This window comes from Rhizobium sp. SRDI969, assembly GCF_025152725.1.
In the GTDB taxonomy this organism is placed as follows: Bacteria; Pseudomonadota; Alphaproteobacteria; order Rhizobiales; family Rhizobiaceae; genus Rhizobium; species Rhizobium leguminosarum_I.
On sequence record NZ_CP104038.1, the window covers coordinates 106,104 to 127,046 of the forward strand.

A 20,943-nucleotide genomic window follows, 5' to 3' on the forward strand; every position below is an offset into this window, starting at 1 on the left:
CTTCCTGAAAAGGAGACTGACAATGTCGACGAATGATCAAAACGTAAAGCCCGAGCAGCGGCGACCCAAGGATGTCGGCGTCGTTCCTGAAAAGCCGGAGCCCGCCGACGCAGAATCGATGGCGCCGCCGGCGTTGCAGCCGGCTGGGGTCAGGGACAAAAGCGAACGACCTGTGGTCAATCCAATCACCGGGGTCGCCTCCTGATCGACTACGGTCGATTATAGTGTAGAACCGCTGAACAGCCTCTTGAAACCCCGGCGGGAAGGGTCCATATACCCGTCCTGCCTGAAAAATGGACGCGCGCGGTATCGACGTCGTCGAATTGTTCGTTGTCCGACAGGATAAGGGCGCTCCCCGCAAGGGTCGAGCGCCCTTTTTGCTTTGCAGCCCTTGCGCATACCGCCGCTTTCGTCTTGTCGTTTGACGGGCGAAGGGATTCCAGCGGCGGAGAAGCGAGGCCCCGTGAAGCGGATTAGTTAGAAAATACCGGCGAAGCAGACACGCCAGCCAAGCGGAGACGGCCGCACCTTTTTAGGCCGGGAAGGGGTTTCGCCACGCATCTAGTTGTTCAAGCCGTTCGTACCACGCCTGTATATGCCTGAACTCGGAAAGTGGAATCTCAGCAGAAGTCGCATAAGGAAGTGCAGCGGCCAATGCAAAATCTGCGATAGTCAGTGTCTTTCCGACAGCGACGATCTTCGTGGCCAAGTGGTCGTCGAGCACGCGAGCATGGAGTCGGAAGCTCGTCTTCGCATCTTCGATCACGGCGACGTCAGGCTCTCCGCCGAACAACGGCTTGATCAAGGTTTCAAACCACAGCGTTGCCCCATGCCGGGTGAAATGACTGGCGTCCCAGCTCAGCCACCGGAGGACGTCGATCTGCCGGTGGTCATGCGGCCAGAAATCCGAGGCAACGCTGTCAGACAACCGGCACATGATGGCATTCGCTTCCCACAAGGTTCCGCCATCATCCTGCAGCACAGGGACTTTCCCGTTCGGGTTAAGAGCCAGGAATTCAGTGGTGCGCTGTTCTCCGCTTGCCAGGTCAATCCTTATGAACTCGACGTCGGCTTTAAGAAAACGGGCAGCGGCGCAGGCCTTCCGAGGATTGAGCGTCTCGCAATAGTAAAGCTTCATCGCCGCCTTATTCATGGTCCGGCCTTTCGGATTCAGCCCCCAGAAAAACGCCAAGTCGCTCGAAGCTTTGCGACCAACCACCTTCATGACCCTCAAGTGACGATGCGCTTTCAAATCCACTTTGCCGAAACGTCATTTCCGTGCCTCCGTCGCTTTCCTTTAGCGCAATCGTGACCACCGTTTCCGGGCTCGTTTCGCCGGTTCCGATTTCCCAGGCATGTGTGAAGACAAGCCTGTGCGGAGGCTCGACCTCAAGGTATTTTCCGCTAACCCAGTGCTCCTCTCCATCTGGCGCTATCAGACAGGCGCGGTGTCTACCACCGGGCCAAACTTCAAGCTGGTCGCCCACCGCCTTGAAACCGTGAGGACCGCTCCATTGCGCTAGCGCTTTCGGGTCGGTCCATGCCCTGAAAACGAGATCGCATGGGGCATTGAACCTTCGTACAAAAACCAGATCGCGAGCATTGTCAGTATCAGTCTTCGGATTTGTCATCTTCGTATCCTTGTACCTTGGACAAATAGCCATCGAGACGATCGAAGCTCTGATCCCAGAAGCGTCTGTAATCGCCAATCCAATCAGAAATTTTCTTCAACGCGTCCGGCTGAAGTTCGCGGGGACGCGAAGTCGCTTCACGGCCGGAGCGGATCAATCCGGCCTGTTCCAGGACCTTGAGATGCTTTGAGATGGCAGGCTGAGACAACTCGAAGGGATCTGCGAGTTCGGCCACGGTCGCCTTGCCGTGAGCAAGCCGCTCAAGGATTGCTCTCCTTGTTGGGTCTGAGAGTGCGGAGAAAATCGCATCGAGGCTGCTATCCATATATCACCATGTAGCTATATAACCGGATAGATATATTGCTTATCGCGACGTGTCAAGGCAATCTTGCGCGACCGTTTCCCTGCAAACAGGTGCCCATGCTAACGCTGGCGATGCTGGGGCGGCTAGAGCGGCCATTAAGAAACGTTCTCCTTTCCATTATGCGGCCTCAGAAACGAGCTTCGGCATGCCAGCGAAGATCACGGAACGGTTCTTGCACGGTTACTAATATGTTTACTGTGGGGAGACCTAATGTCATGAAGTGGCGCACATCCGAAGAGTTTGCCCCTCTGATGCTCGTTGTGAGTGGGTCGGAAAAATACAAGCTTGTCGCAACCCTTTTCCAGGCTGCCGAGATGCTGACCGTTGGCTGGCCGATCGACGACGGAGAAGAATATCTTATAGCGATTAGAGCGTGCCGAAATGCAATTCATGGGGAAATTCCGGCTCAGGACGCGCGAGCAGCGCTTATCCGTGCCGCCGACGAAGCTGGCATTCCGGTGATCACCGTTCACTGAGTTTCGCAGCCGACGGTGAAATGAGTTCACGGGGCGGCGTCCTCTCGGAAGGGCGCAATGCGGATCATGAGCTGGTTCGATGGTCCGCATTTCGGAACGCGCGATCTTGATCGGCTGGACTTTGGCGATCCGGGCGCTGAGCCGGCCAAAGCGCGGGGCAAATATTTTCCGTCGGCTCTGTCGATTTTCGCATCGGCCGATCGTCCTTGTAATGATGTGCTGCGACCCGGTCGTGGCTTCAGCACGTCCTTGGCGCGTCTGAGACGCGCGGCAATAGAAGGAGGATATCATCATGGATAATCAACATCTGGTGCCCGCCGCCGTGCTTGCGGCCAAGAACGGCGTCCGGTTTCCCAATGAGAGCGAGGTGTATCGCAGCGCCCGCGACGCGCTGCTGGCCGAAGAGATCGAATTGCGCCGGCACATCGAGCGCGTGGCAAGACAACGCCGAGCGCTGCCGCCGGGCGGCGAGGTGACGAAAGACTACCGCTTCCAAGGCAGCGATGGGCCGATCTCCTTTGCCGAGTTCTTCGCCGACAAGGATACGCTGATCGTCTACAGCTACATGTTCGGCCCGCAACGCGAGCGCCCGTGCCCGATGTGCACCTCGCTGCTGTCGGCCTGGGACGGCGAAGTGCCTGACATCCAGCAGCGCGCCGCCCTTGCCGTCGTCGCCCGCTCGCCGATCGAAAGGCTGCTCGCCTTCAAGAAGGAGCGCGGCTGGCATCATCTGCCGCTTTATTCCGACATGACGGACGACTACAGCCGCGACTATCACGCAATCGGCAGGGATGGCAGCGATGACGCCGCCTTCAACGTATTCACGCGGCGCGACGGCACCATCCGCCATTTCTGGAGCCAGGAGATGGGCGGTGTGACGGCCGATCCCGGTGAGGATCCGCGCGGCGCGCCCGACCTGATGCCGCTCTGGACCGTGCTCGATGCGACGCCCGAAGGTCGGGCACCGGACTGGTATCCGAAGCTGGCTTATTAAGATCAGCCGCGTCTACGCCGTCAGCCGGTGGAGCGGTTTCTTGAGGCTTCGACCCATTCGATGCTGGTAACCGCGTCATCAGACAGCGGCGGCGGATCGATGTCGTAGACATAGCCGGAGAGCATGTCGGCGGCGCGTTCCGCCGCCTTGATCTTCGCCTCGGTTTCCGCGACCGCCTTGGAGATCGCTTCGATGCGGGCGCGGAACATGTGGGCGAGCACATCGCGGCCGGACTGCTTTTCCAGCCGTTCCAGATGCAGTCCGATGCGCGAGGCGTGGCGCTCCAGTTCGCTCTTGCTGAAACGCGCCTTTCGCAGTTCTTCGGAAAGACTGTCCTGCATGACGGCCACGGGATCGAAACTTCCGGGTGCGCGCTCGTCGAGCACTGCATCGGTGACGAGCTTCTCGATCATCACGAGCGCCTGCAATTCGGCCGCATCGGCGAATTCGACGTCGTAGCCGGTATCGTCGTAGACCTTGCGCCGGACCGGATCGAGAAGCAGCCCATAGGCTTTCTGCAGATGGGCAAAGGCTTCCGAATCGCCACCCGAATCGGGGTGGGCGACCTTCGCCAGGCGCCGATAGGCGGCCTTCAGCTGCGCCTCGTCCGCATCGCGTTCAACGCCGAGAATATCGTATGGATCCGTCACGCCTGCTCCCTTGCTCCCCGGCACGTTGCGGGCAGTCTAGGTCTTCTTCTGCATCAGAAGGGCGAAGTTTAGACCGAAACGAGGAATGACGTCCATGGCCCGAGATGGCGATGGTTTATGCACACGCTTCGCCAAATCCTCGATTGCTTAATGTTTTCAGTATGTTGTTCGAAGATCAGCCTGTGGTGATCAAAGCGAGATAACATCTGGCTTCGCCATCGATTTCCAGCACGGTTGCAGCCGCGTCGTCGATCAGCAGCGCATCGCCGGCCGCAAGCGCGCCGGTCTCGCCGTCGCGGCGGAATGACAATGCGCCGCGATGGCAAAGCAACAGGCATGTCGAGGGCGGCAGCGGCACGGTTTTGCTGCCATCGACGTCGATGCGGATCAGCGTATGGCTAAACCCGTCACGGCGCGTCATCACGTTGAGATCGGTGATTGTTCCGTCCTCGAGCCTGGCGGCGACCGGGATATCCGCCGGGAAGGCCAGCGGATCGCTTGCCGTTGTCAGCAGCACCGAAGATCTGCCTTCCACATCGAGCACCATGCCGTTGCCATTAAGGATCGCCAGCGTCCGGTCGATGCCGGGAAAGATCGAAAACGGGCCGTCTTCTGCGACCGTCGCCATGCTGATGCGCCAGTCGAAGTCGTCGATCGAGGCGTCAGGTGGAAAGACGGCGATCTCCACCGTCTCTCCCTTGCCGTTTTTCCAGGGCATGCGTTTGTGATCGCCGGCGCGCAGGATCTTCACCGGGCTCAGTTCCCGAGAATGCCGGGCAAGCGCAGGCCCTTTTCCTTGGCGCAGTCGATGGCGATCTCGTAGCCGGCATCGGCGTGGCGCATGACGCCGGTCGCCGGATCGTTCCACAGCACGCGCTCGAGGCGTCTTGCGGCATCGTCCGTGCCATCGGCGCAGATGACCATGCCGGAATGCTGCGAGAAGCCCATGCCGACGCCGCCGCCGTGATGCAGCGACACCCAGGTGGCGCCCGATGCCGTGTTGAGCAGGGCATTGAGCAGCGGCCAGTCGGAAACGGCGTCAGAACCGTCCTTCATAGCTTCGGTCTCGCGGTTCGGCGAGGCGACGGAGCCGGAGTCCAGATGGTCGCGGCCGATGACGATCGGGGCGGAGAGTTCGCCTGTTCTCACCATCTCGTTGAAGGCGAGGCCGAGTTTGTGGCGGTCGCCAAGACCTACCCAGCAGATGCGTGCCGGCAGGCCTTGGAAGGCGATGCGCTCCCTGGCCATGTCGAGCCAGTTGTGCAGGTGCTTGTTGTCAGGCAGCAGCTCCTTCACCTTGGCATCCGTCTTGTAGATATCCTCCGGATCGCCGGAAAGAGCCGCCCAACGGAAGGGGCCGATGCCGCGGCAAAACAGCGGGCGGATATAGGCCGGCACGAAGCCCGGGAAGGCAAAGGCGTTTTCGAGGCCTTCGTCCTTGGCGACCTGGCGGATGTTGTTGCCGTAGTCGAGTGTCGGCACGCCGGCGTTCCAGAAGGCGATCATCGCTTCGACATGCTCGCGCATCGAGGCGCGCGCCGCTTTTTCCACCGCCTTCGGATCACTTTCGCGCTTTGCCTTCCACTCACCCATCGTCCAGCCTTTCGGCAGGTAGCCGTTGATCGGGTCGTGGGCCGAGGTCTGGTCGGTGACGATATCGGGGCGGATGCCGCGACGGACCATCTCCGGCAGGATTTCGGCAGCATTGCCGAGGAGGCCGACGGACTTTGCCTCGCCGGCCTTGGTCCAGCGGTCGATCATCTCAAGCGCTTCATCCAGCGTCTCTGCCTTGGCGTCGACATAGCGGGTGCGCAGGCGGAAATCGATCGAATCGGGATTGCATTCAACGGCCAGGCAGCAGGCGCCGGCCATGACGGCGGCGAGCGGCTGGGCGCCGCCCATGCCGCCGAGGCCGCCGGTCAGGATCCATTTGCCCTTGAGATTGCCGCCGTAATGCTGGCGGCCGGCCTCGACGAAGGTCTCGTAGGTGCCCTGCACGATGCCCTGCGTGCCGATATAGATCCACGAGCCGGCCGTCATCTGGCCGTACATGGCAAGGCCCTTCTTATCCAGTTCGTTGAAATGATCCCAGGTCGCCCAGTGCGGCACGAGGTTGGAGTTGGCGATCAGCACCCGCGGCGCATCCTTGTGGGTGCGGAAGACGCCGACCGGCTTGCCGGACTGCACGAGTAGCGTTTCTTCTTCCGTCAGCGTCTTCAGCGTCGCGACAATGCGGTCGAAATCCTCCCAGGTGCGGGCGGCGCGGCCGATGCCGCCATAAACGACGAGTTCGTTCGGATTTTCGGCAACGTCAGGGTCGAGATTGTTCATCAGCATGCGCAGCGGCGCTTCGGTCATCCAGCTCTTGGCATTGAGATCGTTGCCGCGGGGCGCGCGGATTTCGCGGATATTGTGGCGTGGATTGTTCATGGCGGTTCCCCTGTTCTCAGGTTTCGGGCGTCAGCGTTTCAGGTCGGGCGCGATCTGTTCGATGCGCACCAGAATGTTTTTGAGATGGACGCGGAGTCTGTCTGCTTTGGCGGCATTGTAGGCGAAGGGCGCCGCCTCGGTCTGGAGATGGGTCGATTGCGCAAGCTCCATCTGGATCGCGTGCACACCGGTATCGGGCTGACCATAGTGGCGTGTCGTCCAGCCGCCCTTGAAACGACCGTTGAGCACACTGTCGTAACCTTCGGCGGCTTCGACGACGGTGAGCGTCGCCTGCTCGATGGCGCTGTCGCACGTCTTGCCCATGTCGGTGCCGATATTGAAATCCGGCAACTTGCCTTCGAAGAGGAAGGGAATGTGGGAGCGGATCGAGTGGCAGTCGTAGAGAATTGCGACGCCATGGATTGCTCTCACGCGCTCGATCTCGGCGGCAAGTGCCGCATGATAGGGGGCATGAAAGTCCCGCAGCCGCGCCGCGACGTCAGCTTCGTCAGGCGCCTGCCCATCCCTCCAGATCGCCTTGCCGTCGAAATCCGTCTGGGGAATAAGGCCGGTGGTGTTTTGGCCGGGATAGAGGCTGACGCCGGCCGGATCGCGATTGGCGTCGATCACATAGCGGTGGAAGGTGGCGCGCACGGTCGTGACATTGTCGAGCAGCCCGTCATAGAGCCGATGGATGTGCCAGTCGGTGTCGGCCAGCATCCTGCCGTTGTCGTTGAGGCGGTCGGCAATCTCAGACGGCACGTTGGTGCCGGTATGGGGGAAACCGAGGATGACGGGGGAGGTGCCCCGATGGATTTCGTATGGTGCGGTCATGGCAAAAACCCCTCCCCAACCCCTCCCCACAGGGGGGAGGGGCTAGAGCCAGCCGCACGCTCTGCGTTCAAGATTGAATGCAGCCGGGGCCGCAGGTTAAGCCCCTCCCCCTTGTGGGGAGGGGTTGGGGAGGGGACTTTTTCCATCATCATCTCAACCTTCCAAAACCGGCAGAATGCCATCCGAAACGGCGGCGTTCAGCGCGCCCGTCGCCACCAGTTCGGCCGCCGCGGCGAGGTCATTGGCCATATAGCGGTCGCTGTCGAGGCTCGGCACCTTGCTGCGGATTGCGGCGATGGCCTTCGAAAGTTCCGGGCTGGTCGATAGCGGTGCGCGCAGTTCGACGCCTTGGGCGGCGGTCAGCGCCTCGATGCCGATGATGCCGAACAGGTTCTCGGTCATGCCAAGCAGGCGGCGGGCACCATGGCAGGCCATGGAGACATGGTCTTCCTGGTTGGCCGATGTCGGCGTCGAATCGACCGAGGCCGGGTGCGACATCTGCTTGTTTTCCGACATCAGCGCCGCAGACGTCACCTCGGCGATCATCAGGCCGGAGTTCAAGCCCGGCTTCTTGGCGAGGAAGGCCGGCAGGCCGTAGGAAAGGGTCGGATCGACCAGCAGCGCGATGCGGCGCTGCGAAATCGCGCCGATCTCGCAGACGGCAAGTGCGATCTGGTCGGCGGCGAAGGCCACGGGTTCGGCGTGGAAATTGCCGCCGGAGACGACGGAATTGTCCGACAGCACCAGCGGATTGTCGGTGACCGCATTAGCCTCGATTTCAAGCGTGCGGGCAACCGAGCGCAGCAGATCGAGGCAGGCGCCGTCGACCTGCGGCTGGCAGCGAATGCAATAGGGATCCTGCACACGCTCATCGCCCTCGATGTGGCTTTGGCGAATGATGGAGTTTTCGAGCAGGGCGCGAAGCGCGGCAGCCGTGTCGATCTGACCCTTGTGGCCACGCAATGTGTGAATATCCGGATGAAAGGGCGCCGAAGAGCCCATGGCGGCATCGGTGGACATCGCGCCGGTGATGAGCGCTGCCTGTGCCGCACGATGGGCGCGGAAGAGGCCGGCAAGCGCCAGCGCCGTCGAGGTCTGGGTGCCGTTGATCAGCGCCAGGCCCTCCTTGGCGGCGAGCACGACCGGTCTGAGGCCGGCCCTTTCGAGGGCTTGCGCGCCTGAGAGGCGTTCGCCGGCGAAGAAGGCTTCGGCCTCGCCCATCATCACCGCCGCCATATGGGCAAGGGGCGCAAGATCGCCGGAGGCGCCGACCGAGCCCTTTTCCGGGATCAGCGGGATGACGCCCTTATCCAGCATGCCTTCGATCAGCCGCACCAGCTCCAGCCGCACGCCGGAGGCGCCGCGCCCGAGCGAGACCAGTTTCAGCGCCATGATCAGCCGCACGATATTCTTAGGCAGTGGCGCGCCGACGCCGCAGCAATGCGACAGGATGAGATTGCGCTGCAAGGTGGTCACATCGGCGCTGTCGATCTTGATCGAGGCGAGTTTGCCGAAGCCGGTATTGATACCGTAGACCGGCGCATTGCCGGCGGCGATCTCGGCGATACGGGCAGCGGCCTTGGTGATGCCGGCATCGAAGGCGGGATCGAGCCTTGCCGGTGCGCCCGTCCAGTAGATGGTTTCCAAATCTTTGAGCGAGACGGAGCCCGGGTGGAGCGTGATGGTCATCGACCGTTCCTTTCGCCCTTGAAGACGCGTGTGTGAAGCGGATTGAAGCCGATGCGGTAGACGAGCTCGGCGAGGCTTTCGATATTCCATATGGCGAGATCGGCGAATTTGCCGGGTTCGAGCGTTCCCGTCTTGTCGAGCAGACCGAGCGCGCGGGCGCCTTCGCGGGTGGCGCCGGCGATGCATTCCTCGACGGTGAGGCCGAAAAGCGTGGCCGCCATGTTCATGGTGAGCAGCATCGAGGTGAGCGGCGAGGTGCCGGGATTGCAATCGGTGGCAATCGCAATCGGCACACCTGCCCGCCGCAACGCCTCTACCGGCGGCTTCTGCTTTTCATGGATAGCGTAGAAGGCGCCGGGCAGCAGCACGGCGACGGTGCCGGCTGCGGCCATCGCCGCAACGCCATCTTCGTCGAGATATTCGAGATGATCGGCCGATAGCGCGCCGTATGACGCGGCGAGCCTGGCGCCGCCAAGATTGGAGAGCTGCTCGGCATGCAGCTTGACCGGTAGGCCGAGCGCCTTCGCCTTGTCGAAGACGCGGGCGATCTCGGCCGTGGAAAAGGCGATGCCCTCGCAGAAGCCGTCGACCGCATCGGCAAGACCGAGATTGTGCATGTCGTCGAGACCGGGCAGGACGACATCATCGAGATAATCACCGTTGCGACCCTTATATTCCACCGGCGTCGCATGGGCGCCGAGATAGCTGGTGGCGACGCGGACCGGTCTGATATGGCCGAGCAGGCGGGCGCTCTGCAGCATCTTCACTTCGCCGGTTCGGTTCAGCCCATAACCGGACTTGACCTCGATCGTCGTCACACCTTCGGCAAGCAGCGTATCGAGCCGCGGCAGAGCCTCGGCGACGAGCTCTTCGACCGACAGCGCGTTGGTCGCCTTCACCGAGGAGACGATGCCGCCGCCGGCGCGGGCGACCTCCTCATAGGTGGCGCCTGCAAGGCGCATTTCGAACTCGCGGGCGCGGTTCCCGCCGTGGACGATATGGGTGTGGCAGTCGACGAGGCCGGGCGTCACCCAGCGGCCTTCGAGATCGACGATTTCGGAGTGTTCGATGGCCGATGCCGGCAGGTCGCTTTCGGCGCCGGCAAAGGCGATGCGGCCATTTTCGGTCAGCACGGCGCCCTTTTCGACGATGCCGAGTCCTTCTTTACCAGGCGTAAGCGTGGCCAGCCGCGCATTGCGCCAAAGCGCCGGACGGGGGTCGGCGGATGAGGTTTCCTCTGAAAAATTGTTCCCGGGCATCAGCTTTGCGCCTTTCCTTATGCCAATAACATGTATATACATAATCGGCGGGTGACAAGAGAAATTTTGCGCGCTTTTCTGGAAAAGAAAGATCGGCGACGCGGCAAAAGGAGAGGGAAGGCCATGACCACACTTCACGCAGGCACGGCGCTGACGCCGCAAGGCTGGCAGAAAGATGTGCGGCTGATGCTTGAAGCCGGGCGCATCGCGCGGGTCGAAATCGGGACTTCTCCGGGACCGAGCGATGAATGCCACGCTCTCCTCGTTCCCGCCATGGCGAACCTGCACAGCCATGCCTTCCAGCGGGCGATGGCCGGCCTTGCCGAAGTGCGCGGCCCGGCCAATGACAGCTTCTGGAGCTGGCGCACGGTCATGTACAAGTTTGCCCTGGCGATGACGCCGGAGCATGTCGAAGCGGTCGCGGCCAAGCTTTATGCGGAAATGCTGGAGGCCGGGTTTTCCCGCGTCGGCGAGTTCCACTATCTTCACCATGACAGGGACGGCAGCACTTACGCCAATATCGCCGAGCTTGCCGAACGCATCGGCGCGGCAAGCGAAGAGACCGGTATCGGCCTGACGTTGCTGCCGGTCTTCTATGCTCATTCCGGCTTCGGCGGAGCTGCCCCCATCGATGGTCAGCGGCGTTTCATCAATTCGCTCGAAAGCTTCGAAAGGCTGATGGAGGGATGCCGGGCAGTCACTGGCCGGCTCGACGGCGCCGAGCTCGGGCTGGCGCCGCACAGCCTGCGCGCGGCGACACCGGACGAGCTTATAAAGCTCGTGCCGATGGCCGGCGACGGTCCCATCCATATCCATGTCGCCGAGCAGGTGAAGGAGGTCGAGGACTGCGTCGCCTGGTCCGGCGCGCGGCCTGTGGAATGGCTGCTCGATCATGCGCCTGTGGATGAGCGCTGGTGCCTGATCCATGCAACGCACATGACCGAGGACGAAACGCGGCGGATGGCGAAAAGCGGTGCGATCGCTGGCCTCTGCCCGATCACCGAAGCCAATCTCGGCGACGGTGCCTTTGCCGCGCCGCTTTTCCTCGAAGACGGCGGGCTTTACGGCATCGGCTCGGATTCCAACGTGCTGATCTCCGTGCCGGAGGAACTGCGCCAGCTCGAATATTCGCAGCGCCTGGCGCTTCGCGCTCGCAACGTCGTGGCTGCACCCGGTGGTTCGACGGCGCTTTCGCTGTTCACACATGCACTGGCCGGTGGTGGCGCCGCGCTAAAGGCGCCGGCCGGGCTCGCCGTGGGCCATTCCGCCGATATCGTTTCGCTCGATACGACGGCCGTTCCTTATCTCGCAGGCGACCAGATCCTCGACCATTGGGTGTTTGCCGGCGGCGTCGCCGTCGATTGCGTCTGGGCGCATGGCCGCAAGCAAGTGGAGGGTGGACGCCATCTCAGGCGCGATGCCATCGACCGGCGTTTCCTGGCGGTCATGAGCGAATTGCTGAGCGCCTGAGAAAGAGCTTTTCCTGTCCGGCCATTCGAATTAGAGCAATTCCAGCAAAAATGTGTAGTGGTCTTTCGTCTGGATTTTAGTAAAAACAAAGAGATAACGGGAGACCAGTCGGAACGTGGCGATGAACCAAAGCAGGGATCCCACCTTGCATCAGCGCATCCTCAGCGACATCGAGGGCCGTATCGTCTCGGGCGATTGGCCGCCGGGGTACCGCATTCCCTTCGAAGTCGATCTCGCCATGCAGTATGACTGCTCGCGCATGACGGTGAACAAGGTGCTGACCCAGCTCGCAAAGGCCGGCCTGATCGAGCGCCGCAAGAAGTCCGGCAGCTTCGTCACCCAGCCGAAGGCGCAATCGGCTGTTCTCGAAATCCACGACATCAAGGCCGAGGTGCAGTCGCTGAACCTGCCCTATTCCTATGCGGTATCGAAGAAGACGAGCCGTAAGGCCAAGGCGGAAGACAGCCGAAGGCTGGAACTGCCGGTGGCGTCCTCTGTCGTCGAGGTCGTCTGCATCCACAATGCCGGCATGCGGCCCTTTTGCCTGGAGGAGCGGCTGATCAGCCTTGCGACGGTGCCGGAGGCCGCCAATGCCGATTTCCTGACGATGGCGCCGGGGCCATGGTTGCTCAACCAGGTGCCGTGGAGCACGGCCGAACACCGGATCCACGCCGTCTCCGCCAATGCAGAAGTGGCAGCCGTCCTCGACATAGCGCGCAATACCGCCTGCCTCGTCGTCGAACGCCGCACCTGGAGCGGCGCCGGCCCGGTGACGCATGTGCGTTTCACCTATCCGGGCGATCGTCATGCATTGGTGGCGCGTTTCACGCCAGCATCACAATAAGCGCCCATGTTCCATATACAACGTGAGCAGTGTTTTCATTCCTCGAACATCTTGCCGCTGCGCGCTTCCAGCCGGTAGCGGTGGCCAGGATAGACGAGGCGAGCGGTCGAGACCACCTGCTTTGCCGACCAGGTACGCCGGCGGATCGTCAGGCACGGTTCGGTCTTCATGATGGTCAGCAGCTTGCATTCCCAGGCCTGTGGCATCGCCGCTTCGACAACGTGCTCGGAGCCGCTGAGCGGGGCTGCGGCCGTCAGATAAGCGTTCGGCGTCAGCGTCGAAAAATCCTGGTCGAGATATTCAGGGGCGGCCTCCGGATGGACGAAACGGTCCTCGATCTGCACGGGAACACCGTTTTCGCTGTGGACGATCAGCGAGTGGAAAACCGCAGCACCGATCGGCAGTTCGAGCGCGTCGGCAATCTCCGGAGAGGCGGTTTCCTGGGCGAGAACAATGACGGAGGCCTCATGGGTATGACCGCGTTCGGCAATTTCCTCGGCGATGTTGCGGACCTCGAACAGCGCCGAATAGCCCTTGCGCTCGGCAACGAAGGAGCCGACGCCCTGGATGCGGATGAGTTCGCCCTCGTTGGCAAGTTCGCGCAGCGCCCGGTTGGCAGTCATCTTGCTGACGCCGAGCTCGACCACCAGTTCGTTTTCCGAGGGCACGCGATATTTCGGCGGCCACTCGCCGCTGTGGATGCGGTCGAGGATCACCTGCTTGACGCCGGCATAGAGAGGGGTGCTATCATTCTGCGCCAGTTCGCGCTTCATCTCGCCGGGACGCTTCATTGCCTATTCCTTTTGCACAAATGGAATTCGCCACATAATTCGACTTTCCCCTTGCATATCACAAAATATCTCATATGCTACCATATACAACCTCCCAATCGGTCCTTGAAACAGAAATAGGACAGGAAAGGGCAAGCCGGCGAAGATCGGCCGTGGTGCCGCAAGGTCTGTTTCAACTCCAGAGGAGAATTCACAAATGAAATTCAGCGCAATCCTGCTTTGTGGCGTGGCGGCTTTTTCCGCCTTCGCCGCGCCTGCCTTTTCCAAAGACTGGACGAAGGCGACCATCACACTCGAAGGCGCCTATGCGCCCTGGAACCTCACCAATGCCGACGGCACGCTCGGCGGCTTCGAACCGGAACTCGCCAAGGTGCTGTGCGAACGCGCCAAGATCGAATGCACGCTGGTCGCCTCCGATTGGGACGGCATGATCCCGGCGCTCAACGCCGGCAAGTTTGACGTCATCATGGATGCGCTGTCGATCACCGAGGAGCGCAAGCAGGTCATCGACTTCACCATTCCCTATGCCGCCACGCCTGCCGCCTTTGCCACCGCCAAGGACAGCCCGCTGGCAAAGGCCGCCGGCACCGGCACCACGATCAAGATGACGCCCGGCCAGACCGGCGTGAAGGAGATCGACGCGCTGAAGGCGGCCTTCAAGGGAAAGACGATCGGCATTCAGGCGGCGACCGTTTACGCCAAGTTCGTCTATGACAATTTCGGCGATATTGCCGAGATCCGCGAATACAAGACCGGTGCCGACCGCGACCTCGACCTACAGAACGGCCGCATCGACCTCGGCTTCGATGACGCCGTCTATTTCGCCAATGCCTTTGCGTCCGCCAACGGCGCACTCGACTTCACCGGTCCCGAGATCGCCGGTTCGATCTGGGGCGAGGGCGAAGGCCTGGGTGTCCGCAAGGCGGATACGGACCTGCGCGACAAGTTCAGCGAAGCAATCAAGTCCGCACTTGCCGACGGCACCGTCAAGAACCTCTCGATGAAGTGGTTCAAGGTCGACGTCAGCCCGCAATAAGCATTTCGGCCTTTCGGCCGCAAACGCCGGTCTCCGGCTTTATCGCCGGAGACCGCATGCACGAACAGGATGATTTTTGGCCCGGTCGGCCTAAAACTGAATCCTGTTCTAAATAAAAGAGTTAGAGCATGATGTCATCCGAAAACCGCTGGTACTTTTCGGCATCATGCTCTGGTTCAATCCGCAAAACACTGCCACGGACGGGGAACGGACGATATGGCAAGCTTGGAACTTCTCGGCTTCGGCTCGACCGGATGGGGCGCGCTGCTCGTTGCCGCCGCCTTGATGACGCTGGCTGTCACGGCGACGGCACTGGCGATCGGCGCGGTGCTGGGCGCGATCGTCGCGGCCGCGAAACTCTCCGGCAATCTTGTCCTTGTCACGCTCGGCAATGTCTACACGACCGTGTTTCGCGGCGTGCCGGAACTGCTGATCATCTATCTCATCTATTTCGGCGGTTCGTCGGCCGTCACCTCGATCGGCCAGTCGTTGGGTTACGAAGGGTTCCTCGGCTTGCCTTCCTTTGTCGCCGGCGCGCTAGCCGTCGGCATCATCTCCGGCGCCTACCAGGCGGAGGTGTTTCGCGGCTCTTTTCTTGCCATCTCCAAGGGCGAGCTTGAGGCCGCCTCGGCGATCGGCATGCATCGCGGCATGCGCCTTCGCCGCATCATCATGCCGCAGGTGTTTCGCCTCGCCATCCCCGGCCTCGGTAACGTCTGGCAGCTCAGTCTCAAGGATTCGGCGCTGATCTCCGTCACCGGTCTTGCCGAGCTGATGCGCACCAGCCAGGTGGCGGCGGGCTCGACCCGGCAATATTTCCTGTTCTTCATCGCCGGCGGCTGCCTCTATCTCATCCTGACCAGCCTTTCGGACCGCATCTTCAACGGGGCGGAGCGCCGCGCCAATCGCAGCATGCCGGCATCCGCCATGGGCCAGGCGTAAGGAGGCGACAATGGATTTCACCTTCATCGCCTCGACCATGGTCACTCTGCTCAAGGCCGTGCCGACGACGCTCATCCTGTTTTCCCTGTCGATCGTCTCCGGCGGCCTGCTGGCGCTTGTCATCGTCTGGATGCGGACCAGTGGCAACAAAGTGCTTTCGGGCTTTGCCAAAGGCTATATCTTCGTCTTCCGCGGCTCGCCGCTTTTGATCCAGATGTTCCTGGTATTCTACGGCCTCGGCCAGTTCGGCTTCATCCGCTATTCCTTCCTGTGGCCGTTCCTGCGTGAGCCGATGGTCTGCGCCGTACTGTCGCTGGCGCTCTGCACCGCCGGCTACTCGGCGGAGATCTTCCGTGGCGGCATTCGTGCCGTCTCGCCGAAGGAGATCGAAGCGGCGCGCTCGATCGGCATGTCCGGCTTCCTGCTGGTGCGCCGTATCCTGGCGCCGATCGCCTTCCGCCACGCGCTGCCGGCCTATTCCACCGAGATCGTGCTGATGATGAAGTCGACGGCGCTCGCAAGCCTCGTCACCGTCTGGGAGGTCACCGGCGTGGCGCAGCGGCTGATCTCGCAGACCTACCGCACAATGGAAGTCTTTCTCTGTGCGGCGATCATCTATCTCGTCCTCAACTTCATCATCCTGCAGGGCATGGCCTTGCTCGAATATTCGCTCTCCCGACACCGCCGCGCGGCCCCGCAGCCGCTGAAAGCGTAGTAGCTTTTGACCCGATTGGAGCACCCATGCCAGGCGTAACCCGACTATCGGTCCGCAATATCCGCAAGAGCTTCGGTACGCACGAGGTCTTGCGCGGCATTTCCCTCGATGCGGAAGACGGCGATGTGATCTCGCTGCTGGGGGCCTCCGGCTCCGGCAAGTCGACGTTTCTGCGCTGTATCAACATGCTCGAAACCGCCAGCGACGGCGAGATCTGGGTCGACGGCGAGGAGGTCCGCATGGTGCACAAGGGCGGGCGAAGCAAGCCGGCCAGCCAGAAGCAGGTGGACCATATCCGCTCTGAACTCGGCATGGTGTTCCAGTCCTTCAATCTCTGGTCCCACATGACGATCCTGCAGAACGTCATCGAAGGGCCGATCCATGTGCTGAAGCGCCCGCGCGCCGACTGCATCGCCGAGGCCGAAGCCCTGCTCGAAAAGGTCGGCATATCAGATAAGCGCCATGCCTATCCGGCCCATCTCTCCGGCGGCCAGCAGCAGCGTGCCGCAATCGCCCGTGCGCTGGCGATGAAGCCGAAGGTGATGCTCTTCGACGAACCGACCTCGGCGCTCGATCCGGAGCTTGTCGGCGAAGTGCTGCGCGTCATGCGTGCGCTGGCCGAGGAGGGGATGACCATGCTCGTCGTCACCCATGAGATGAGCTTTGCCCGCAACGTCTCGAACCGCGTCGTCTTCATGCGCGAAGGGCTGATCGAAAGCAGCGGCAAGCCCGACGAAATGTTCACCGGCGGCGCCACACCCGCCTTTCGCCAATTCATCGGCCATTTCGGAAGCGGTCAATGACAATCGCCATCGAGTCCGTGTTGACCTGGCGCGATGTCGCCCGCGTCGGGGCAGGGGAAGCGCTGGCGCTGTCGCCGGCCGCCTCGGCCCGCGTCGAGCAGGCAAGCCGCATCGTTGCGCGCATCGTCGAGACAGGCGTGCGCGCCTACGGCGTCAACACCGGCGTCGGGGCACTGGCGGATACGGTGGTCGATCGTGCCTCGCAGAGCCTGTTGTCGCGCAGCATCGTGCTCAGCCATGCCTGCGGCGTCGGGCCATCGCTGGCCGCCCGCGAGGTGCGCGCCATCATCGCCACACAGATTGCCAATTTCGCCCATGGTCATTCCGGCGTGCGGGACGAGATCGTCCAGCATCTTGCGGCCATGCTGGAACATGATTGTATTCCCGACGTGCCCTCCAAGGGCTCTGCCGGTTACCTCGTCCACAATGCCCATATCGCCCTTGTTTTGATCGGCGAAGGCAGCGCTCACCTGGACGGCCGGCGCATGAGCGGTCGCGAGGCGCTCGCCGCGATCGGCCTCGAACCACTGGTGCTTGGCGCCAAGGAAGGCTTGAGCCTTGTCAACGGAACGGCCTGCGCCACCGGCCTGACCGCTGTGGCGCTTTCCCGCGCCGAACGGCTGCTCGACTGGGCCGATGCGATCTCAGCACTGACGCTGGAAGCGGCTGGCTGCCAGATTGCCGCCTTCGACGCGGCGGTGCTGGCGCTGCGCCCATCGGCGGGAATCGAGAAAGTCGGAGCGAGCCTGCGCGCGCGGCTTCAAGGCAGCGGTCTTGTCGCCGCCGCCTTCGGCCGGCGCACGCAGGATGCGCTCAGCCTTCGTGCGGTGCCGCATGCGCATGGGGCCGCCCGCGACGTCTTCGACAATTCCGCCCGCGTCGTCAATCAGGAACTTGCTTCGGTGACGGACAATCCGGCGGTCTCAGGCACGCCGGAACATCCGATCGTCTCCTCCGAGGCCCATGCCGTTGCCCCGGCACTCGGGCAGGCGGCCGATAGCCTGGCGATTGCGCTGGCACAGATCGGCGCGATCAGCGAACGGCGCATGGACCGGCTCGTTAATCCGCTGGTGAGCGGTCTGCCGCCCTTTTTGGCGAGCGATGCCGGCAGCCATTCCGGCTTCATGATTGCCCAATATACCGCAACCGCACTGAGCAACGAGAACCGCCGCCTTGCCGCACCCGCGGCCATGGACGGCGGGCTGACCTCCGGCCTGCAGGAGGATTTCCTCGCGCATCCGACGGCTGCCGCCGGCAAGCTGCTCGCCGTCATTGACAACGCCGAATATATCCTGGCGATCGAGCTGATGGCTGCTGCCCAGGCGCATGATTTCCTGGCAGCGACGGCGCCGCGGGCGGCAGGCACGGACCTGGTCTATAAGGCAGTGCGGGAACATGTTTCCCATTATGGCGACGAGCGCCCGCTCAACAGCGATATCGAAGCCGTGCGCAGCCTGATCCGTGATACCGCGCCGCCGCCGATTGGTTGAACCGAAGACCGCTGTCAGAACGGCTTGCTGGTTTCGGAATTCCGCTTGGGCCTTTCGCCGGCCTCGAGACGTTTGAGGCACTGGAGATAAGTCGGGTAGAGTTGATCGACCCGCGAGAGCGGAAGCGTCCAGTCGCCTTCGTCGCCGGCAAAGGTAAGCTGCACGTCAGGTGTTCCGGCAAAGGAATTCTTGATGATCTTCTTCAGTCCGCCGCTCCCCTTGCTGGCCGGACCCCAGAGGCGAAGCGTGTACTTGTCGAAGTATTCGGCGGCGACCACTTTCGTCACTGTCCGGTTGGTCAGCGTCACCTCGGTCTTGGTATTGGCCAGAATGTCCCACGTGTTCTTTGAAACCAGCCAGAACGTCTCGGTCGCGTTCTGGCGGAATTCCATGGTCTTGCCGATCTCGCTGTCCCACAGCAGGCGGCAATAGGGATGTGGGCCCTCATTCGCAAAGCCGACCGACCATTGTCTCGCCCCGCCCATCCATTCGGTCTCGCCGAAGGCGCAGACCGGCTGCACGATGGCCGCCATCAAAACCATAGCCGCGAGAATTTTCATCGCCAACATCATCTCCAACACAATCGGCTCTAGCGATAGCAAAAGAAGGTTGAGCTTTTGCTACTACAGCCGCCGCGCGCGTCGTCGACTGCGGATTCACTTCGGGAAGAGGAACGTGACCGCGACGCGAAAGCCCAGTCCTTCCGGCCCATTGTCTGGAGCCGCCGCCCAATATCGTATGCCCGCCGTCAGGCTGATTGGCTGCTTGTCGATGGTGATCAGCTTGGCGACGGCGAAGTTGATCGGCACCGACCAGTCGTTCGTTTCCCAGTTATAGGTGGATTCCGTATTCAGCGAGAACGTCCAGGCGTCCTTGGTCGTGTAGGAGAGGAACGGCTGGAGGAACGTCGAACTCACATCCTCCCGGTCGCTTTGACCAGCGAAGGACCAGATGTGGTTCCCGAGAAAGCCGTAAGTCCACGGGCCTTGTTGCTTGAGGACGACCGCTGTCGGACCCGCGCCCCACTTGCCGCTTCCGAGGAGCTCGTCCGTCGCCGTTGGCAGCAGGAACACCGGGCCGACGCCCCAGACGATGCCGCTCTCGGTCGGCTTGGACGGCGAGAAGAAGAAGCTTTGCGTGGTGTCGCCCAGACCGAACTGCGTTCCCGACGGTCCGGCAATGTCGTTCTGCCATGTCACTGGCAGGATGGTGCGCGAGATGACGTTCCAGTCCTCGTTTATCTTGAAGGGAATGACCGGCTGAATGTTCAGCGTCGCCTTGTCGCCGTCGTCTGGACCATAGCCGTGATCGTAGTTGAACTGGAACGGCACGCTGATCAGCGAGGCGATCGGGTTCGACAGCTTCTTCGCCAGGTCTTCACTCGACTGGGCGGCTGCCGTCCCTGTCCAGACACCGAGCGGCGCGACAACCAGTACTACCCAAGAAGCGACTTTCTTCACCAATGCCTCCATGATCCGATTGAATCCAGCCCGCAAGGCAGGCTTCCTCCGAAACGAAACGATATCCCCCCGGTCGATCCTGTTGGATACCGAACTGTGAGCCGCTGTCACGGCGGCTCTCTGCTTCCTGGGGAGGTCGTTTTCCGGCTCCTCGATGGACACCAGGTCTTCAAAAGGCGAGCATACTGGAAGGATAATCGCCAACAGTACGAAGTTCGCCAGTCCGCCCGTTAGAACCGGATGGCGACTCCGATAATCGGCCCCTGCTGGACGACGTCGAAGACGAACCCGTCATTATCGTAATTGACGCCGAGTGCACGATATCCGGCGACCGCTGAGATGGTGTCGTTGAACTTGTAGCCGAGGCCCAACGCCACATCCCAGTCGATATCGGCGCCGCCGGCGCCCAGCAGGCCCCACCCGGTGACATAGATTTCCGGCGTGAAGAAGTAGTTTCCTCGGACGCCAGCGACGGCATCGACCCATGTGGCGCTGTCTTCGACATCCACTCCGTCCAGAATGCCGCCATTGAAGGAGATCTCGGTCTTGGCCGACCAGACCCTCATGCCACCGACCACGTCGAGGTGGCCATTTTGATCTTCGAGCACGGCGTAACCGACGCCAAGTAATCCCGCGAAGGTCTTCGATGTCACATCGACGCTATCGGCAAGGACGCCGGCAGGTGTGTCGGCGTCGGCACCGAGCTTGGTGTAGATCACGTCACCAACGATGCTGAAACGGTCGTATCTTGCTTCACCTGCCGCCATGAAAGCGAAGTCGAGGTTATTGAGGATATCGCCGAAATCCGCGTCGACATGAACTTCCGGCAGCCCAAATTGCCCAATATCGCCGGATATGCCGGCAGCCCAGAAATATGGCGCGAAGGTGAATTCCCAGCCGCTCTGGCTCTCGATTGTTTTTGCTTCCGGCGTGAGCGGCGTAATATCGGCGGCGTTGCCGGCCGACGCCGCGCAAATGCCCGTCACCAATAGAATGGCACGCAAGTATATGGCCTTCATGAGAATCCCCCGATCTCGTTTCGCCTCGGCACTGCTGTCCCGAGTC

The 20,943-nt window shown here is 61.8% G+C and carries 23 protein-coding genes; 10 read left to right on the forward strand and 13 right to left on the reverse strand.

Going from position 1 to position 20,943, the window contains the following annotated elements:
- Positions 1-22 precede the first annotated feature (22 nt).
- On the forward strand, positions 23-205 hold the full coding sequence (locus N2A41_RS30160; RefSeq protein WP_222386882.1) for a hypothetical protein: 183 nt from the start codon (positions 23-25) through the stop codon (positions 203-205).
- A 327-nt stretch (positions 206-532) separates the two neighbouring features.
- On the opposite strand, the gene N2A41_RS30165 is transcribed toward N2A41_RS30160, so the two are convergent.
- Genes N2A41_RS30165 through N2A41_RS30175 form a run of 3 tightly spaced genes read right to left on the reverse strand, consistent with a single transcriptional unit; the run spans position 533 to position 1,956 of the window.
- Positions 533-1,153, reverse strand: a complete 621-nt coding sequence (locus N2A41_RS30165; protein WP_260111949.1) for a glutathione S-transferase family protein — start codon at positions 1,151-1,153, stop codon at positions 533-535.
- Complete coding sequence (locus N2A41_RS30170) at positions 1,146-1,631, reverse strand: SRPBCC family protein (protein WP_017968254.1); 486 nt, start codon at positions 1,629-1,631, stop codon at positions 1,146-1,148. The genes N2A41_RS30165 and N2A41_RS30170 overlap by 8 nt, the downstream gene beginning before the upstream one ends.
- Positions 1,612-1,956 carry an ArsR/SmtB family transcription factor gene (locus tag N2A41_RS30175; RefSeq protein WP_260111950.1) on the reverse strand — a complete coding sequence of 115 codons (345 nt, stop codon included), beginning with the start codon at positions 1,954-1,956 and terminating at the stop codon, positions 1,612-1,614. The genes N2A41_RS30170 and N2A41_RS30175 overlap by 20 nt, the downstream gene beginning before the upstream one ends.
- Before the next feature lie 254 nt (positions 1,957-2,210).
- Between N2A41_RS30175 and N2A41_RS30180 the strand changes: the two genes are divergently transcribed.
- Positions 2,211-2,471, forward strand: coding sequence for a DUF982 domain-containing protein (locus N2A41_RS30180; protein ID WP_017968256.1), 261 nt, complete (start codon positions 2,211-2,213; stop codon positions 2,469-2,471).
- Between the two features lie 292 nt (positions 2,472-2,763).
- Positions 2,764-3,465, forward strand: a complete 702-nt coding sequence (locus N2A41_RS30190; protein ID WP_260111951.1) for a DUF899 family protein — start codon at positions 2,764-2,766, stop codon at positions 3,463-3,465.
- Positions 3,466-3,485: 20 nt separating this feature from the next.
- Here N2A41_RS30190 and N2A41_RS30195 read toward each other — a convergent pair whose 3' ends face one another.
- The 6 genes from N2A41_RS30195 to hutI all read right to left on the reverse strand — a co-directional run bounded on the left by N2A41_RS30195 (position 3,486) and on the right by hutI (position 10,327).
- The gene (locus N2A41_RS30195; protein WP_026154580.1) at positions 3,486-4,115 is read right to left on the reverse strand and encodes a J domain-containing protein; all 630 of its coding nucleotides are present in this window, start codon (positions 4,113-4,115) and stop codon (positions 3,486-3,488) included.
- A 175-nt stretch (positions 4,116-4,290) separates the two neighbouring features.
- Positions 4,291-4,866 (reverse strand): HutD/Ves family protein, encoded by a 576-nt coding sequence (locus N2A41_RS30200; protein ID WP_222386885.1) that lies wholly within the window; start codon positions 4,864-4,866, stop codon positions 4,291-4,293.
- 5 nt (positions 4,867-4,871) lie between these two features.
- Entirely contained in the window at positions 4,872-6,545 is a 1,674-nt protein-coding gene (gene hutU / locus N2A41_RS30205) for a urocanate hydratase (protein ID WP_260111952.1), read from the reverse strand.
- A 30-nt stretch (positions 6,546-6,575) separates the two neighbouring features.
- A complete protein-coding gene (gene hutG / locus N2A41_RS30210; protein WP_260111953.1) occupies positions 6,576-7,379 on the reverse strand; it encodes an N-formylglutamate deformylase in 804 nt (267 codons plus the stop codon).
- Between the two features lie 153 nt (positions 7,380-7,532).
- On the reverse strand, positions 7,533-9,068 hold the full coding sequence (gene hutH, locus N2A41_RS30215; protein ID WP_260111954.1) for a histidine ammonia-lyase: 1,536 nt from the start codon (positions 9,066-9,068) through the stop codon (positions 7,533-7,535).
- Positions 9,065-10,327: an imidazolonepropionase gene (hutI, locus tag N2A41_RS30220; protein ID WP_260111955.1), complete on the reverse strand. Its 1,263-nt coding sequence runs from the start codon at positions 10,325-10,327 to the stop codon at positions 9,065-9,067. Before hutI ends, hutH begins: the two co-directional genes overlap by 4 nt.
- Positions 10,328-10,450: 123 nt before the next feature.
- Here hutI and N2A41_RS30225 point away from each other — a divergent pair, with 123 nt between their 5' ends.
- Together N2A41_RS30225 and hutC (N2A41_RS30230) are read left to right on the forward strand one after the other, a co-directional pair.
- Entirely contained in the window at positions 10,451-11,797 is a 1,347-nt protein-coding gene (locus tag N2A41_RS30225; RefSeq protein WP_260111956.1) for a formimidoylglutamate deiminase, read from the forward strand.
- Positions 11,798-11,918: 121 nt separating this feature from the next.
- A complete protein-coding gene (gene hutC, locus N2A41_RS30230; protein ID WP_162115229.1) occupies positions 11,919-12,641 on the forward strand; it encodes a histidine utilization repressor in 723 nt (240 codons plus the stop codon).
- A gap of 35 nt (positions 12,642-12,676) precedes the next feature.
- On the opposite strand, the gene hutC (N2A41_RS30235) is transcribed toward hutC (N2A41_RS30230), so the two are convergent.
- Positions 12,677-13,432 carry a histidine utilization repressor gene (gene hutC / locus N2A41_RS30235; protein WP_162115230.1) on the reverse strand — a complete coding sequence of 252 codons (756 nt, stop codon included), beginning with the start codon at positions 13,430-13,432 and terminating at the stop codon, positions 12,677-12,679.
- 196 nt (positions 13,433-13,628) lie between these two features.
- Between hutC (N2A41_RS30235) and N2A41_RS30240 the strand changes: the two genes are divergently transcribed.
- From N2A41_RS30240 to N2A41_RS30260, 5 genes are all read left to right on the forward strand, one after another.
- Complete coding sequence (locus N2A41_RS30240; protein WP_017968268.1) at positions 13,629-14,468, forward strand: transporter substrate-binding domain-containing protein; 840 nt, start codon at positions 13,629-13,631, stop codon at positions 14,466-14,468.
- Between the two features lie 216 nt (positions 14,469-14,684).
- On the forward strand, positions 14,685-15,410 hold the full coding sequence (locus tag N2A41_RS30245) for an ABC transporter permease (protein WP_017968269.1): 726 nt from the start codon (positions 14,685-14,687) through the stop codon (positions 15,408-15,410).
- A 10-nt stretch (positions 15,411-15,420) separates the two neighbouring features.
- A complete protein-coding gene (locus N2A41_RS30250) occupies positions 15,421-16,125 on the forward strand; it encodes an ABC transporter permease (protein WP_222386893.1) in 705 nt (234 codons plus the stop codon).
- A gap of 26 nt (positions 16,126-16,151) precedes the next feature.
- Entirely contained in the window at positions 16,152-16,928 is a 777-nt protein-coding gene (locus tag N2A41_RS30255; RefSeq protein WP_017968271.1) for an ABC transporter ATP-binding protein, read from the forward strand.
- A complete protein-coding gene (locus tag N2A41_RS30260; RefSeq protein ID WP_260111957.1) occupies positions 16,925-18,418 on the forward strand; it encodes an HAL/PAL/TAL family ammonia-lyase in 1,494 nt (497 codons plus the stop codon). Before N2A41_RS30255 ends, N2A41_RS30260 begins: the two co-directional genes overlap by 4 nt.
- A gap of 14 nt (positions 18,419-18,432) precedes the next feature.
- On the opposite strand, the gene N2A41_RS30265 is transcribed toward N2A41_RS30260, so the two are convergent.
- The 3 genes from N2A41_RS30265 to N2A41_RS30275 form a co-directional block, all read right to left on the reverse strand.
- Entirely contained in the window at positions 18,433-18,978 is a 546-nt protein-coding gene (locus N2A41_RS30265) for a hypothetical protein (protein WP_260111958.1), read from the reverse strand.
- 96 nt (positions 18,979-19,074) lie between these two features.
- Positions 19,075-19,890: a hypothetical protein gene (locus N2A41_RS30270; RefSeq protein WP_017968274.1), complete on the reverse strand. Its 816-nt coding sequence runs from the start codon at positions 19,888-19,890 to the stop codon at positions 19,075-19,077.
- Between the two features lie 218 nt (positions 19,891-20,108).
- Positions 20,109-20,897, reverse strand: coding sequence for a hypothetical protein (locus tag N2A41_RS30275; RefSeq protein ID WP_222386896.1), 789 nt, complete (start codon positions 20,895-20,897; stop codon positions 20,109-20,111).
- Positions 20,898-20,943 lie beyond the last annotated feature (46 nt).